Source organism: Photobacterium sp. 2_MG-2023 (assembly GCF_030547675.1).
Classification (GTDB): Bacteria; Pseudomonadota; Gammaproteobacteria; order Enterobacterales; family Vibrionaceae; genus Photobacterium; species Photobacterium arenosum.
Genome location: NZ_JAUOQQ010000001.1, coordinates 561,057 through 576,271, shown reverse-complemented (window position 1 = coordinate 576,271; position 15,215 = coordinate 561,057). Strand labels below are relative to the sequence as shown.

13 protein-coding genes are annotated in these 15,215 nt (G+C 48.5%); 4 read left to right on the top strand and 9 right to left on the bottom strand.

Annotated features, from left to right (window positions below):
* Window positions 1-195: 195 nt before the first annotated feature.
* The 4 genes from Q4491_RS02600 to Q4491_RS02585 are packed head-to-tail and all read right to left on the bottom strand — an operon-like array spanning window position 196 to window position 5,777.
* Window positions 196-1,791: an ABC transporter ATP-binding protein gene (locus Q4491_RS02600; RefSeq protein WP_218387287.1), complete on the bottom strand. Its 1,596-nt coding sequence runs from the start codon at window positions 1,789-1,791 to the stop codon at window positions 196-198.
* A gap of 16 nt (window positions 1,792-1,807) precedes the next feature.
* Window positions 1,808-2,854, bottom strand: a complete 1,047-nt coding sequence (locus tag Q4491_RS02595) for an ABC transporter permease (protein ID WP_225445268.1) — start codon at window positions 2,852-2,854, stop codon at window positions 1,808-1,810.
* 4 nt (window positions 2,855-2,858) lie between these two features.
* Window positions 2,859-3,956 (bottom strand): microcin C ABC transporter permease YejB, encoded by a 1,098-nt coding sequence (locus Q4491_RS02590; protein ID WP_192016766.1) that lies wholly within the window; start codon window positions 3,954-3,956, stop codon window positions 2,859-2,861.
* A 27-nt stretch (window positions 3,957-3,983) separates the two neighbouring features.
* The gene (locus Q4491_RS02585; protein ID WP_303454290.1) at window positions 3,984-5,777 is read right to left on the bottom strand and encodes an extracellular solute-binding protein; all 1,794 of its coding nucleotides are present in this window, start codon (window positions 5,775-5,777) and stop codon (window positions 3,984-3,986) included.
* 411 nt (window positions 5,778-6,188) lie between these two features.
* Between Q4491_RS02585 and fusA the strand changes: the two genes are divergently transcribed.
* Window positions 6,189-8,276: an elongation factor G gene (gene fusA / locus Q4491_RS02580; protein WP_192016768.1), complete on the top strand. Its 2,088-nt coding sequence runs from the start codon at window positions 6,189-6,191 to the stop codon at window positions 8,274-8,276.
* 100 nt (window positions 8,277-8,376) lie between these two features.
* Here the strand turns inward: fusA and Q4491_RS02575 are convergent, their stop codons facing one another.
* From Q4491_RS02575 to Q4491_RS02555, 5 genes are all read right to left on the bottom strand, one after another.
* Window positions 8,377-9,153: a phosphorylase gene (locus Q4491_RS02575; RefSeq protein WP_192016769.1), complete on the bottom strand. Its 777-nt coding sequence runs from the start codon at window positions 9,151-9,153 to the stop codon at window positions 8,377-8,379.
* A 395-nt stretch (window positions 9,154-9,548) separates the two neighbouring features.
* The gene (locus Q4491_RS02570) at window positions 9,549-10,724 is read right to left on the bottom strand and encodes an amino acid permease (protein WP_303454166.1); all 1,176 of its coding nucleotides are present in this window, start codon (window positions 10,722-10,724) and stop codon (window positions 9,549-9,551) included.
* Window positions 10,725-11,308: 584 nt separating this feature from the next.
* Window positions 11,309-11,590, bottom strand: a complete 282-nt coding sequence (locus tag Q4491_RS02565; RefSeq protein WP_303454287.1) for a metalloregulator ArsR/SmtB family transcription factor — start codon at window positions 11,588-11,590, stop codon at window positions 11,309-11,311.
* Between the two features lie 34 nt (window positions 11,591-11,624).
* Window positions 11,625-12,050: a YeeE/YedE family protein gene (locus tag Q4491_RS02560; protein ID WP_218387285.1), complete on the bottom strand. Its 426-nt coding sequence runs from the start codon at window positions 12,048-12,050 to the stop codon at window positions 11,625-11,627.
* A gap of 4 nt (window positions 12,051-12,054) precedes the next feature.
* Window positions 12,055-12,477 (bottom strand): YeeE/YedE family protein, encoded by a 423-nt coding sequence (locus Q4491_RS02555; RefSeq protein WP_303454160.1) that lies wholly within the window; start codon window positions 12,475-12,477, stop codon window positions 12,055-12,057.
* Between the two features lie 423 nt (window positions 12,478-12,900).
* On the opposite strand from Q4491_RS02555, the gene Q4491_RS02550 reads away from it, so the two are divergent.
* Genes Q4491_RS02550 through Q4491_RS02540 form a run of 3 tightly spaced genes read left to right on the top strand, consistent with a single transcriptional unit; the run spans window position 12,901 to window position 15,179 of the window.
* Window positions 12,901-13,596, top strand: a complete 696-nt coding sequence (locus Q4491_RS02550) for a CDP-alcohol phosphatidyltransferase family protein (protein ID WP_303454157.1) — start codon at window positions 12,901-12,903, stop codon at window positions 13,594-13,596.
* Window positions 13,589-14,521 carry a phosphatidate cytidylyltransferase gene (locus Q4491_RS02545; protein WP_303454154.1) on the top strand — a complete coding sequence of 311 codons (933 nt, stop codon included), beginning with the start codon at window positions 13,589-13,591 and terminating at the stop codon, window positions 14,519-14,521. The genes Q4491_RS02550 and Q4491_RS02545 overlap by 8 nt, the downstream gene beginning before the upstream one ends.
* Window positions 14,522-14,528: 7 nt before the next feature.
* Entirely contained in the window at window positions 14,529-15,179 is a 651-nt protein-coding gene (locus Q4491_RS02540; protein WP_237796272.1) for a lysophospholipid acyltransferase family protein, read from the top strand.
* Window positions 15,180-15,215: the final 36 nt, after the last annotated feature.

Here is a 15,215-nt window from a genome sequence, read left to right as displayed (position 1 = left end):
AGGTGATTCACAAAAGATGTCAATAATGTGCAGCATGTCAGCATAAAGAGGTCGTGACAGATACGGAGCAGGCATCAACAGACACAAAATACTGTATTGCAAGCATATGCCATCAAAAGCATTTATGTGAAATATGACGCATGAACTGCCTCCCAAAAAAGCAGTTCAGCTTAGAAGACGAACAGTGAGCGGGGTTCAGTTAACCGCAGACAAATTCACTAAGTGGCGGGTATATTCGGCTTCGGGGTGGCTGAACAGCTGACGGGTTGGCCCCTGCTCTACCACACAGCCATCTTTCAATACCAGTGTATAGTGGCACAATGACTTCACGACATTCAGATCATGGCTGATAAACAGGTAACTCAGGCCGTACTTCAACTGCAATTCTTTCAGTAAATTCAGTACCTGATGCTGCACTGTGCGATCCAATGAGGATGTGGGTTCATCCAACAGAATAAACTCCGGTTTCAATACCAGCGCCCTTGCTATGGCTATTCGCTGACGTTGCCCACCTGAAAATTCATTGGGATAACGAAAGCGGGTGGATGGATCCAGCTCCACATCTTTCATTGCCTGACAAATCGCCGCGTCTTCCTCTTCATCGGATAAAGTCTGATGGACTTTCAGACCTTCGCCAATAATCTGAGCTACAGACATTCTTGGATTCAGTGCAGAAAACGGGTCCTGAAATACGACTTGCAGACGACTGCGAAAAGGTAACATGCCTTTACGGTTAAGCTGACTGATCTCCTGGCCATCAAAACGAATACTCCCTTCGCTATTGAGCAATCGGAGTATCGCCATCCCGGTCGTCGACTTCCCTGAGCCACTTTCTCCGACCAGCCCGACACTCTGTCCCTGCTTCAGCTGGAAACTCACATCGGTCACGGCTTTAATATGGCTGATAACACGTTTCATAATCCCCCCTTTGACGGGGAACCAGACTCGTAATTTGTCTATTTCAAACAGCGCAGAAGGATCCCCGTTTACCGGAACAGGCTCGCCGGTGGGATCAGAGTTAATGAGTTTCTGGGTATAAGGATGGGAAGGCGACGTAAAAAGGATATCTCTCTCGTTGGTTTCCACTAACTGCCCGAGTTGCATGACCGCTACCCGATCGGCAATTTTTCGCACAATACTCAAATCATGCGTAATAAAAAGCATAGCCATGCCCAGCTCCTGCTGCAGATTTTTCAGCAAATCAAGAATCTGGGCCTGAACAGAAACATCGAGGGCGGTTGTTGGCTCATCCGCAATCAGGAGATCGGGCTCATTGATCAGCGCCATGGCAATCATTACACGCTGGCGCTCACCGCCTGATAACTCATGAGGATAGGCATACATGCGTTGCTCGGGGTTACGGATACCCACTTTTTTTAACCAGCTCAGCGCACGTTTCTCTGCCGGTCTCTGACGCACTCCCTTGTGTATAGACAGCGTTTCACACAGCTGGCGGCCAATTTTATGCAGCGGGTTCAGCGACATCATAGGTTCTTGGAATATCATACCGATTTTGTTTCCGCGTAACCCACGCATCTGGCGTTCACTGCACCGCAGCATATCCACGCCATCGTAATAAATATGACCGTCCAGATAACGTGCCGAAGCTTTAGGCAACAAACGCAGAATGGCATTCGCCGTCACTGACTTGCCTGAACCACTTTCCCCCACCAGCGCCAGCGTTTCTCCCCGCTTGATTGTCAGGCAGACTTTCTCCGTTACCGGGCGGACAGGCTTACCGTTCGCAAAGCCCACAGAGAGATTTTCAATAGTCAGTAAAGCATCACTCATTGCAGTATCCCGGTCATTACGATTGATGGTGTGGATCGAAAGCATCACGCACCGCCTCGCCGATAAAAACCAGCAGGCTCAGCATGATAGAAAGCACAACAAACGCAGACAACCCCAGCCAGGGTGCCTGCAGGTTGGTTTTACCCTGAGCAAGCAATTCACCGAGTGACGGTGAACCCACAGGCAGGCCGAATCCCAAAAAGTCCAGTGATGTCAGTGTGGTCACTGATCCACTGAGGATAAAGGGCATCATTGTCAGTGAGGCCACCATTGCATTTGGCAGCATATGGCGGAGCATAATTCGCCTGTCATTCACGCCCAACGCCTGCGCTGCACGCACATAATCCAGGTTCCGGCAGCGGAGAAATTCCGCCCGCACAACTCCCACCAGCCCCATCCAGCTAAACAGCACCATAATGCCCAGCAACCACCAGAAGTTAGGTTCAACGAAACTGGACAGGATTATCAGCAAAAACAAAGTCGGCATGCCTGACCAGACTTCAATGAAACGTTGGCCAAACAGATCCAGCCAGCCACCATAGTAACCCTGCCCGGCTCCGACCATGACACCGACAATGGTTGAGATCACCGTCAGCGCAAAACCAAATAGTACGGATATCCGAAAACCGTAAATGATGCGAGCAAGCACATCGCGGCCTTTATCATCTGTCCCCAGCCAGTTCATATTGTCCGGTGCAGAAGGAGCAGGACCCGATAAGTTGTAGTTAATCGTGTCATAGCTGAAATGGATCAGTGGCCAGATCATATAGCCGTCTTCGTTGATCAGATCCTGCACATACGGATCGGTATAGTCGGCTTCTGTGGCGAACTCACCGCCAAATTGCGTTTCGGCATACTGCTCGGTTATCGGAAAATACCAGTCACCTTTGAAGCTGACGAACAAAGGTTTATCGTTGGCTATCACTTCTGCAAACAGGCTGACAATAAAAAGAACGGCGAACAACCACATTGACCAGTAGCCGCGTCTGTGCGCTTTAAACCGAGCCCAGCGCTCTTTTGTCAGTGGATTGAAGGTAAACATGGTTGTGAATGTCTTTCTCATTATATTACCTGGCCTCAAAATCAATACGTGGATCGACCAGGGTATAAGTCAGGTCAGAGATGATATTCAGAATAAGTCCCAGCAATGTCATGATGTAAAGCGAACTGAATACCACAGGGTAATCACGCTGAATCGTAGATTCAAAACCCAGCAAACCAATTCCCTCCAGCGAAAACATCACTTCAATGAGCATTGAACCGGTAAAGAAAATACTGATAAAAGCGCTGGGAAAGCCGGCAATAATAATCAGCATCGCATTACGAAATACATGTTTATATAAGATGCTCTGATCATCGAGGCCTTTCGCACGGGCGGTGACAACGTACTGCTTGTTGATCTCATCCAGAAACGAGTTTTTGGTCAGCATAGTCAGCGTCGCGAAACCACCAATGACCATGGCAAAGATGGGCAGTGCAAGGTGCCAGAAGTAATCACCGACTTGCTGATACCAGGTCATCTGATCAAAATCAGTCGAGAACAATCCACGTAACGGAAACCAGCTGAAATAATTACCGCTGGCAAAGAAAATAATCAACACAATGGCGAACAGGAAACCGGGAATCGCATATCCGGCTATTACTAACGCGCTGCTCCAGATATCAAAACGACTACCATGATTCACCGCTTTCGCAATCCCCAGAGGAATAGAGACGAAATAAATGATCAAGGTGCTCCACAGTCCAAGCGAAATCGACACCGGCAGCCGTTCAATAATCAGATCAATCACATTGCCGCCACGAAAAAGGCTTTCGCCAAAATTGAAAGTGACATAGTTTTTTAGCATGTCGACATAGCGTTCCCAGATCGGTTTATCAAAACCAAACTGCTTACGTATTTCTGCCACCACTTCCGGGTCCAGCCCGCGGGAGCCACGGTAGCCGCTTCCACCATTGCCGTTTTGCTGCGAGCCTTCCGACTGCTGCACTTCCTGCCCGCCGCCGGTAAAGCGCTCCATAATGCCGGAAGTATGCCCTTCAAGCTGTGCCACTGCCTGTTCAACAGGCCCGCCCGGTGCAATCTGAATCACGAAAAAGTTAATCGTAATAATCGCCCAGAGCGTTGGGATCACCAGCAAAAGGCGCCGGATAATATATGCCGTCATACTGCTTTACCTGTTTCCACTTTTCGATTAACGGCGTTTTTCCGGCAACTTGGCCGCCTTGGCCGTATCCACCCACCAAGTATCAACACCCAGTGCATACTTAGGTCGGACCGCGGGACGATCAAATTTATCCCAGGTCGCCACACGGAATTTGCTTAAATGCCACTGAGGAATGACAAAAAAGTTCCACTGCAGCACCCTGTCCAGCGCCGGCCCTAATGCCGCCAGCGCGACAGGATCTTGCTGATGCGCTGCAATTTGCTCTGTCAACGTATCGATAGCCGGGTCCTGAACCCCGGCAGTATTGTAGGTGGAATCCAGGTAGTTACTGTTCCATGCAATCAGCAGGTTCTGTGTTGGGTAAGCATTGGCACTGTAACCGGAAGATACCATGTCAAAATCCCGGTCACGCAGGCGCTTGATGTACTGCGTAGTATCAACCGTACGGATTTTCATATCGACACCCAGTTGCTTCAGGTTTTTCTGCAGCGGAATAGCAATTCGCTCAGAGGTCGGACTGTAGATCAGCAACTCAAAGGCCAGGGGCTCCCCGGTCTTCACATTGGTCATGACCTGATTCTTCAGTTCCCAGCCTGCAGCCTTTAACAATGCAAACGCTTTACGCGATTGTGCACGAACACGGCCGGAGCCGTCAGTGACCGGTGGTTGGTAAGATTCAGTAAAGACACGCGCGGGGATCTTGTCTTTTAACGGTTCCAGATATTTCAACTCAGCAGGCGTCGGCAGGCCTTTTGCTTCATAAGGGGTATTCTGGAAAAAACTGCGGCTACGTGAATACTGGTTATAGAAAAGCGTTTTATTCATCCACTCAAAATCCATGGCGTAATTCAGGGCTTCTCTGACCCGGACATCACTGAAAACAGGGCGCTGAGTGTTAAAGACAAATGCCTGCATAGCCTGAGGGATTTGGTGCGGGATTTCTTCCTTCTTTATATAACCGTTATCAAAATTATTTCCCTCATAGAGGGTGGCCCAGAACTTGGCGACATTCTCCTGACGGAAGTCGTACTCACCGGCTTTGAACGCTTCCAGGGTCACAGTATCGTCACGGTAATAGTCGTACCGGATAGTATCGAAATTATGCCGCCCGACATTAACCGGAATATTGGCCGCCCAGTAATCTTTCACTCGAGAGTAAGTCACACTCTGACCCGACTGATAACTGGTTACCTTATACGCACTGCTGCCAACCGGGGGCGCATTGAGTGGCTCACTGAGTTTCTTGTCTTGCCAGTAATGTTCCGGTAAGACGTTCATGCCTTCAACCAGGGAAAACAGTTTTTCCCTATTCGCAACAGACATTTCAATTCGTGCTGTCAGCGGTGAAACCGCCTTCACTGACTTCACCTCTTTATAAAACACACGAAACTGAGGTACCCCCTCTGCCATGAACTTATCAAAAGTAAAGGCGACATCTTTTGCTGTAATAGGTTGGCCGTCATGAAATCGTGCTTTAGGGTTGATATCAATTTCCATCCAGGAAAAATCGTCGGCATAACGCACTTTTTCTGCGATCAACGGATAATAGCTGTCAATTTCGTCACTCGCAGGTGCAAAAAGTGTGTCATACATTTCGTCCGCGCCGGCGACCGAAACCCCTCTTGATGCATAGCGGTTAAAACTGTCGTATGTTCCTACTTCCGCATAGGTGATGGCTCCGCCTTTCGGCGCATCCGGATTAACGTAGTCAAAGTGTTTGAATTCAGGTACGTACTTTGCCGTACCAAACCCCACTAAACTGGTGGTTTCTATCACCTCTTGCGCCAGCGCACCGGTAGTTCCGAGCAATAATCCTGCCATTATTGACAGGCTTACAGTCAATCCATTCTTCATATCCCCTCCAAGGCAACTTCACCTAACAACTCAGTCGACGCCAGAAAATCGTTCTTTTTCATTATTGTAAGAGTTGTCAATGACGAACACTGACATGTAACACAAATATATACCATAAGAAAATACGCCGCCTGAATCGCTGGGCATATCATCAAGAAATTTGTTGAACCGCCCGGCGGGATGCAACACCTTGTCACAATCAGTTAACAGACATTTTCTGTATTTTTATTGAGCAATCATCCAGTTCCTGCCTGAATCAATGGGTTAAAAGCCAACGAATACTCATTAAATTACTCAGATCTATGTTCTGATAGTTGTAAGTAGTGCTATACTCCCCACCCTGACATGTGACAACAATTGTTCATATAGAGAAAAACAATGGCAGATCTATCTAAATACAGAAACATTGGTATTTTCGCGCACGTAGATGCGGGTAAAACCACTACCACTGAGCGTATCCTGAAGCTGACCGGTAAAATCCACCGTACGGGTGAAGTACACGACGGTGCTTCTACCATGGACTTCATGGATCAGGAAGCAGAGCGTGGTATCACCATCCAGTCAGCTGCGACTACCTGTTTCTGGAAAGACCACCGTTTTAACGTTATCGATACTCCGGGACACGTTGACTTCACCGTTGAAGTTTACCGTTCTCTGAAAGTACTTGACGGTGGTGTAGGTGTATTCTGTGGTTCAGGTGGTGTTGAGCCTCAGTCTGAAACTAACTGGCGTTACGCGAACGAATCAGAAGTATCTCGTCTGATCTTCGTTAACAAACTGGACCGTATGGGCGCAGACTTCTTCAGCGTTGTTGAGCAAGTGAAGAAAGTTCTGGGCGCTAACCCTCTGGTTATGACCCTGCCTATCGGCCGCGAAGACGATTTCGTTGGTGTTGTTGACGTTCTGACTCGCCAGGCATACGTGTGGGACGATTCAGGTCAGCCAGAAAACTACGAAGTTCAAGATATCCCAGCGGATATGGTTGATGACGTAGAAGCTTACCGCGAAGAGCTGATCGAGACTGCCGTTGAGCAAGACGACGACCTGATGGAAGCTTACATGGAAGGTGAAGAGCCTTCTATCGAAGACCTGAAACGTTGTATCCGTAAAGGTACCCGTGAGCTGGCCTTCTTCCCAACTTACTGTGGTTCTGCGTTCAAGAACAAAGGTATGCAGCTTCTGCTTGACGCCGTTGTTGACTACCTGCCAAACCCAACAGAAGTTGAGCCTCAGGATCTGACTGATCCAGAAACTGGTGAAGCAACTGGTAAAGTTGCTACCGTTTCTGTTGACGAACCATTCCGTGCGCTTGCGTTTAAGATCATGGATGACCGTTTCGGCGCCCTGACCTTCGTTCGTGTTTACTCTGGTAAGCTGAAGAAGGGTGACACCATCCTGAACTCTGCGACAGGTAAAACTGAGCGTGTTGGCCGTATGGTGGAAATGCACGCTAACGACCGTAACGAGCTGGATGCTGCGCAAGCAGGTGACATCATCGCTATCGTTGGTATGAAGAACGTTCAGACTGGTCACACTCTGTGTGATCCTAAGCACGAATGTACTCTGGAACCAATGATCTTCCCAGATCCAGTAATCTCTATCGCTGTTGCTCCTAAGGACAAAACAGCTTCTGAGAAACTGGGTATCGCACTGGGTAAGATGATCGCAGAAGATCCATCATTCCAGGTTGAAACTGATGAAGATTCTGGCGAAACCATCCTGAAAGGTATGGGTGAGCTGCACCTGGACATCAAAGTTGACATCCTGAAGCGTACTCACGGTGTTGAACTGACTGTAGGTGCTCCACAGGTTGCTTACCGTGAAACTATCACCAAAGCAATCGAAGACAGCTACACGCACAAGAAGCAGTCTGGTGGTTCTGGTCAGTTCGGTAAGATCGATTACCGTATCAAACCAGGCGAAGCAAACTCTGGCTTCAAGTTCGTTTCTACCGTTGTTGGTGGTAACGTACCTAAAGAATTCTGGCCTGCAATCGAAAAAGGCTTCGCTGGTATGATGAGTACTGGTGTTCTGGCTGGCTTCCCAGTGCTGGACGTTGAAGTTGAGCTGTTCGACGGTGGTTTCCACGCAGTTGACTCCTCTGCTGTAGCGTTTGAAATTGCTGCACGTGGCGCATTCCGTCAGTCTATGCCTAAAGCTGGTGCTCAGCTGCTTGAGCCTATCATGCACGTTGACGTGTTCACTCCGGAAGATCACGTTGGTGATGTTATCGGTGACCTGAACCGTCGTCGCGGCATGATCAAAGATCAGGTTGCTGCTGCAACTGGTGTTCGTATTAAAGCTGACGTACCTCTGTCTGAGATGTTCGGCTACATCGGTCACCTGCGCACCATGACTTCTGGCCGTGGTCAGTTCTCAATGGAATTCTCTCACTACTCTGCATGCCCAGCGAACGTTGCTGAAGCAGTAATCGCAGAAGTGAAAGAGCGTAACGCTAAGAAATAATTTATTTTCTTAACGTAACGACAAGTAACCCCAGCTCAGGCTGGGGTTATTTTTTAGTGCTGTAACAACAAATACGCCATCCCCATCCCCTGCCTGTGATTTACTCACTGCATTCACGCAAAAAACGCATTAAACCGTATTCCTGTAACCACACCAGCTGTTCCGGTTGTTTCACCAGGAAACGTCCGCTGTAGTTAATGCCATTGGCAAAAAGCCCCTGAACATTATTGACGGTACGAGGCAGTATCAGCAGCCAACGCTCAGTCAGAAGGATATTATGTGGCTTACACGCATTGCCCGTCTCATTATAGAGCGACAAAGCTTTCAACCCCTTCAGATAGGCGTCGTACAGCTCGTCAGTGGTCATAGCTTCAACCAGATACAACCAATGGACAAATGGCAGCTTTCCACCCGAGATAACTTTTTCCAGTGGAATATCACTTCGTACCAACTGCATGTGACGGTGCGACTGGCTCGCTCCGGCTAACGGCCCACTGTTATAAAAACCGAGCACATCTGAGTGTGTAAATCCCCCCAGCCATGCATGCCAGTCTTCCCAGCTTAGAGGTGACTCCTGAGGCACAAAATCTTTTGAGCAAATCAGTAAGTGTGGCGAGATAACAGGAAACTTATTGAGAAGGCACACATGATGCTCCCCTGCTTCACACACATACATTGACTTTTCGTAGGGCAGAAAGGGATTAGAGGTATGTTTAGCCGTCAGATTCAGTAACTTCTTGCCCGCATTTTCTGTCACCAGATGGCCAAGATAACGTACACCCTGTTCTTCAATCTGCTCCGCTTCTGTGGCGATTGGCATAAGACTACCTTCTGCCAGTGCCTTTGCAGCTACCTGATCCGCAAGTTTCCAGTTCATATCCATGTCCCATCTTTTTTAACCAAGATACTCTAACTTGGCATGCGTGTCATAGGAGAAAAGCGTGTATAAAAAAGTTTACGTTTTGGCGGATTTTGTCTTTTTAAGAAAACAGGCCCAAGCCTAGCACCAGAAAAGGAAAGTCGGTAAGATTCGCTCAACTTTTTGAGGATACGTCACTAGCTGCTTACTCTGTGTCAACAGATCACTACTCCTGCAGATAGGTTATTTCAGCGTTCGGTCAAACCTGAAACTACACCTGACGATATCGGTCTTGTTCGGTCAAACAAATCGTTAGCATCCTCAAAGCAATGTCGCTAATACGATATTGAGCTCCACAAAAAAAGGCGCTTCCAATAGGAAGCGCCTTTTTGCATCTTGTCGTAACTCACTGATTAAATCAGTTCAGCCATTAATAAAAAACAACCAAACAGAAAGCTCAGCGCCAGCGCCATCACTCCGCCGCCCGCCTGATACACAGCTTCATTACCCTCTTTTACTGTCGCCTTATCGCCATCCTTTCTGACTTTGACTGTCATTGCCATCGGGACAAAAATAGCCAGGAACACCAGAATGATGCCAGCATAGCTCAACACTGACAGGAATTGATTCGCCGCCAGAATCGCACCCAGCATAGGCAAAATAAAGGTCAGTACATACGTGACTGCCCGATTCTGGCGAAAGGCATCCGCATTCTGATCAAACAGAGCCATTGCCACACCCAGAAAAGAGGTCAACAGCGCCAGACCGGTAAAGACAGACAAGATCAGCTGCATACTGCCGTGATTCACACTCAGTGCAGCAATCAGCTCAGAAACATTCGCAAAGCCCACCAGTTGCTCAGGTGACAGATTACCAACAGCCGCATAAAGCCAGAACAGGTAGCAGAATAATGGGATGACAGAGCCTGCAATCACCATATTTCTCAGCTGTTTTTGAGTAGCTTCAGGGTTATAAGTCACCAGTGACGGGATAACCACCATAAAACCGAAGCTGGTAAACAGCACAGAGCTGGTTTTGATAAGCGCAACTTTGTTATCGCTGCCAACCGATGCCAGGTTGTCAGGATTGATGCCTGGTACCAGAGTCACCAGAGTCATAGCCAGCATAATCACCATTGCCACAAACAGCAGCCGGTTCAGCCGGTCAATCACGCCGGTTCCTGCTGCAACTACAACACCCGCCACCACGGTAAACGCAATTTGTGCCTGAGTGGCACTTAATACCACTCCAAGGCTGTCTGTCAGCTTTTTAAGCAGATCGCCAGCACCGATAATATAGGCCATCAGCAAACACACAAGCAGCGCGTACAGCAAGCCATTTGTGACCAGCTGGCCACCTTTACCCAATGTTTTACGGGCAATGGAATTCATGCCCAGGCCACCACCAGACTTGATACTGGCTTCAAGCAACAGCAGCGCCGCGTAGGTTGTACCTACCCAGATAAGTAGCATTAACAAGGTGCCCCACAGCAGGCCAAACTGGGCCAACACCATAGGAATGGCAAGCATACCTGCACCCAGTGCTGTACCTGCAATAATCAGGGAACTGCCTAACAATTTCATATTCACGGAATTTTCCTTCAAGTCCTAACTGCAGCTTATGTAAAAAGCGCACTCAAGCATGTTCTTTATAACCATCTGATTTAATTATATTTAAAGTATTCTGACACTAATCAGTTGTGTTCTGTATGGGCTAACAATGGCCAAAACATCTAAATCGACGAAAGAATTGAAGGCGATAGGCAGAAAACGGGCGTGAAAAAGGCAGCAAAGTCAAAGCACAGCGGCTGAGCAAAGCACTTAAAAGGGAAATGCTGAGAATAGCGCCCCTACCCGGCAATAATGCCTGGCCTGGAAGCGAGTAGTGTAATGTCATTTATCGTACTCCTAACACGATAGAACTTCGGTCATTTCTGATAAAAACCAGCCAAATTGGCTGATATTTCATCTCTTGCCAGGTCAAGGCAAGGCGTTCGGTCAGGAAGCAAAATAATGAGGTACCGCACAAACTACAACCTGTATTGTTGAAATATTTGATTTTGATCTTGGAAAAAATGGAATACAGGTCAAATTGACTGACTGGATAAGAATAAGAAGCAGATCAATCTGAGTAAATCTTACCCAGATTGATGAGAAATTCACAGCAAGCAGATTCAGCCCGCACAATAATGCTTATGAAGCATCGCGATGATATCGATAACAGCAGCATTATCGAGCCGATAGTAGATAGTTTGCGCTTCCCTCCTCGTTTTCACAAAACCGGCCCGGCGCAGCCAGGCCAGATGCTGTGACAGAGAAGACTGAGGGATAGGAAATCGTTCATTCAGCTGAGAAACAGACAATTCTTCTTCCTGAAGTACACACAGTATCATCAGCCTGTGCTGGTTGCCCATGGCCTTGAGCAGTTCAACAGCCTGCTCTACATTTGCCTCCATGTTGGAATAATCTCGCATTCTACCCTCATAATTTTCAAGACTTTTTAAGCAGACGGTCGATAGTGCCAGAAAACTGCATCCCCGCCAACATCGCGATAACAAAGCCGAAAATTTTAGTATTGCCTCCCAGCAGATTACTCACAGCAGGCCCAGGGCAAATACCCACCAAACCCCATCCCAGGCCAAATAAAATAGCGCCTATGATCAAAGGCTTATCGATAATTTTATTGACAGGAATATAAAACTGTTCAGCTATCAGAGGTTTTGAGCGGGGTTTCACCAAAAAGTGATATCCCAGGCCAAAAACGACCAATGCCGCTCCCATAACCAAAATTAAACTGGGATCCCACTGTCCTGCTACATCCAGGAAATTTAACACTTTTTCCGGATTGACCATTTGAGAGATCGTTAACCCGGCACCAAACAACAAACCGGCGACAAGGGCGATAATCATCTGCATACCATTACGCTCCTGACAGATGGCGAACAACAAATACCACAACAACAGCAACCACCATGAAGGCTACTGTTGCGACGATAGAACGGTGAGACAGACGCCCAATGCCGCAAATACCGTGCCCGCTGGTACAGCCAGACCCTAATCTTGTTCCTGCGCCCACCAGCAGCCCACCAGCAATGATAAGAGGCCAGCCAGCATCAATACGCTCTGGCAAATATGTACCAAAAGGGGCAGCCAGTAAGGGGCCGATAATCAGTCCCGCTATAAACATCCAACGCCATTTAGCGTTTGGCCCACTGACATCCAACGCGCCGCTGACAATACCTGAAATACCCGCTATGCGGCCATTCAACAGCAGCAGTATCAGGGCGCTAACGCCCAACACTGCCCCACCAGCCAGCGCCGTCCAGGGTGTGAATTCTGTCATTTCATTACTCTCACAAATGCAGTTAACAGTTTCAGTTTGGCGAATGCTGCCGAACCAGATCTTTTATACTAATATCAATAAATCCAATATTACGCATATACGATTTAAATGCAACTGTGTGAGCCTGATTTTCTGCGCAGCCATGCCACCGCATTACCGAACAAACCCAGTATGGGTATCCGGGCTACTGGTTGTGTCGCTCAGGTTTGAAAGCAGTTCAAAAAGTCATAATCAATCGCTTGATATTCAATCTATTCCATTTATGTTTATGTCTCCTTGCTGGCGAGTTCGATTGACAAGACCGAAGTCATTCTGCAGCCCTTTTTATCTGCCGTCGCGCATCCGTCTTATTTACGCAGATGATTAACGCTCTTTAATACTGTGGTCTGCCAGCTCATCTTTCTTTTTCTATAAGCCATAAACATGAAGAATCAGCACGAACCAGAATCCAACCGGCGTCCCCTTGCTGTCAGGGAGAAGGCTTTAACCAAGCACATTGCGGTCTGGTTAAGCCAGAAAAACATCACACCGAACCAGATCTCTCTGATGAGCATAGTATTTGCCATCATAGGCCTGGCCACACTGCTGTGGTACAAGGCCTCTGCGTTCACTACCCTGTTGCTTGTCGCTGCAGCCTGTATTCAGTTGCGGCTGCTGTGCAACCTGTTCGACGGTATGGTGGCTGTAGAAGGCGGCAAGAAAACCCCGGCAGGTGAATTATTCAATGACGTGCCCGACCGGATTGCTGACTCGCTGTTGATTCTGGCCACAGGCTTTGCAACACAGTCTGATATCGGTATGACACTGGCATGGCTGTGCGCCCTCGTCGCCGTGCTGACGGCTTACGTTCGCGTATTAGGGGTCAGCATGGGCTGTCCGGCCGACTTCCGCGGGCCTATGGCCAAACAGCACAGAATGGCGCTGCTGACAGTCAGCTTCCTTGTCTTGTTCGTCAGCCAGGTGTTCGCATTGCTGCCAGAGGTATTGGCCTACACGCTGGACGCCGCGCTAACGATCATGCTGGTTGGATCTGTAATGACCACCTGGCGCCGTCTGGCAGGTATTTATCGCTTTAAAGCGGCACAGCAGGCTGGTAAGGAAAGCGCAGACAATGAATAGTATTCCTTCCCATTCACTGCATCTGATGCTTGCCATCATTGCGGTACTGGTAACAGGTACGCTGGTGTATTTGTGGAAATCGCTCGCCCACCCAGACAGGGATTACCTTGAACTGAAGCTGCGTATCCGCTCCTGGTGGTGGATGATTGGGATTGTTTTCGTCGTCCTCTACCTGCCATTGACTTATACGCTGTTTTTTGTCGGTTTTCTGAGTTTTATGGCGCTGAAAGAGTTTTTGTCTATTGTGCCGACCCGAATGACAGATCGCCGTGTGATCTTCTGGGCCTATCTGTCGATTCCCTTTCAGTATTACTGGCTGTCAATTGGCTGGTACGGCATGTTCATCATTTTCATCCCTGTGTATGTCTTCCTGTATCTGCCGATGATGATGGTACTGATTGGCGATACCAAAGGCTTCATCCGCTCGGCCGGTATTATCCACTGGGCCATGATGCTAACCGTATTTTGTATCAGCCATATGGCCTATCTGCTGGTCTTGCCAAGCCTGAACCCGGATGCCGGATCGTTGGGAATGCTGCTGTTTCTTCTGGTGTTCACCCAGTTTAACGATGTGTGTCAGTACGTATGGGGCAAGTCTTTCGGCAAACACAAGATAGTGCCAAAAGTCAGCCCGAACAAAACCTGGGAAGGTTTCATCGGCGGCAGCGCAACCGTGATTCTGGTGTCGTATTTTGTCGCGCCCTATCTCACACCCCTCACCTCGCTGCAGGGTCTGGTAGCCGGTATGATCATTGCGTTCAGCGGGTTTATCGGAGATTTAGTGATTTCTTCAGTAAAACGTGACCTGCAGATTAAAGACACCAGCCAGTTTATTCCGGGCCACGGCGGCATCCTGGATCGCATCGACAGCCTGATGTTCACTGCGCCGCTGTTTTTCCACTACATTTACTATCTCTACTATTGAGGATTCCATGGCTCACGTGCTCAAGGTGTTATTTATCCTCTTCATTGTTAAACCGCTGGTATTTATTGGTCTTGGGCTGAACATCATCCAGCGGCAAAACCTGCCTGTAAATGGTCCGGTTGTGGTGGCAGCCAACCATAACAGCCATTTAGATACGCTGGTGTTGCTGGCGCTGTTTCCCATTTCCATCGTCCATAAAGTTCGTCCGGTCGCCGCGGCGGATTACTTTCTGGCCAATAAAGTCGTTGCCTGGCTGTCGCTGAACGTCATTGGCATTATTCCGCTGAGGCGCTCGCCCTCACCCAGCCAGCGCGAAGCGGTATTACAGGAATGCCATCAGGCATTGGCACAAGGGGATATACTGATCATCTTCCCGGAAGGCAGCCGGGGCGAACCTGAAACCATGAGCGGTATTAAGAAAGGCATTTACCATTTAGTGAAAGATCATGATGGGTGCCCGGTTATCCCGGTTGTCATGCGCGGGCTGGGCCGTTCTTTACCCAGAGGCACCGCTATGTTTGTGCCATTTAACTGTGATGTGGTAATTGGTGAGCCGGTTAGTCATTTTGACGATGCCAACGATTTCGTCGATACCATGCAGGCCCGGTATCATGAGTTGGCCAAACATTGTATTACGCAAACCAGTAACGAAAATTAATACCGGCTCAAAAGCAACAAGCCTGTCTCAGACAGG

Bases quoted from the DNA above. Each gene is read 5' to 3' on its own strand.
- fusA (WP_192016768.1), top strand. From the start codon at position 6,189: ATGGCAGATCTATCTAAATACAGAAACATTGGTATTTTCGCGCACGTA.
- Q4491_RS02565 (WP_303454287.1), bottom strand. From the start codon at position 11,590: ATGGAGGCAAATGTAGAGCAGGCTGTTGAACTGCTCAAGGCCATGGGC.
- Q4491_RS02600 (WP_218387287.1), bottom strand. From the start codon at position 1,791: ATGAGTGATGCTTTACTGACTATTGAAAATCTCTCTGTGGGCTTTGCG.
- Q4491_RS02550 (WP_303454157.1), top strand. From the start codon at position 12,901: ATGAAGAATCAGCACGAACCAGAATCCAACCGGCGTCCCCTTGCTGTC.
- Q4491_RS02585 (WP_303454290.1), bottom strand. From the start codon at position 5,777: ATGGCAGGATTATTGCTCGGAACTACCGGTGCGCTGGCGCAAGAGGTG.
- Q4491_RS02560 (WP_218387285.1), bottom strand. From the start codon at position 12,050: ATGCAGATGATTATCGCCCTTGTCGCCGGTTTGTTGTTTGGTGCCGGG.
- Q4491_RS02540 (WP_237796272.1), top strand. From the start codon at position 14,529: ATGGCTCACGTGCTCAAGGTGTTATTTATCCTCTTCATTGTTAAACCG.
- Q4491_RS02555 (WP_303454160.1), bottom strand. From the start codon at position 12,477: ATGACAGAATTCACACCCTGGACGGCGCTGGCTGGTGGGGCAGTGTTG.
- Q4491_RS02590 (WP_192016766.1), bottom strand. From the start codon at position 3,956: ATGACGGCATATATTATCCGGCGCCTTTTGCTGGTGATCCCAACGCTC.
- Q4491_RS02545 (WP_303454154.1), top strand. From the start codon at position 13,589: ATGAATAGTATTCCTTCCCATTCACTGCATCTGATGCTTGCCATCATT.
- Q4491_RS02595 (WP_225445268.1), bottom strand. From the start codon at position 2,854: ATGAGAAAGACATTCACAACCATGTTTACCTTCAATCCACTGACAAAA.
- Q4491_RS02575 (WP_192016769.1), bottom strand. From the start codon at position 9,153: ATGAACTGGAAACTTGCGGATCAGGTAGCTGCAAAGGCACTGGCAGAA.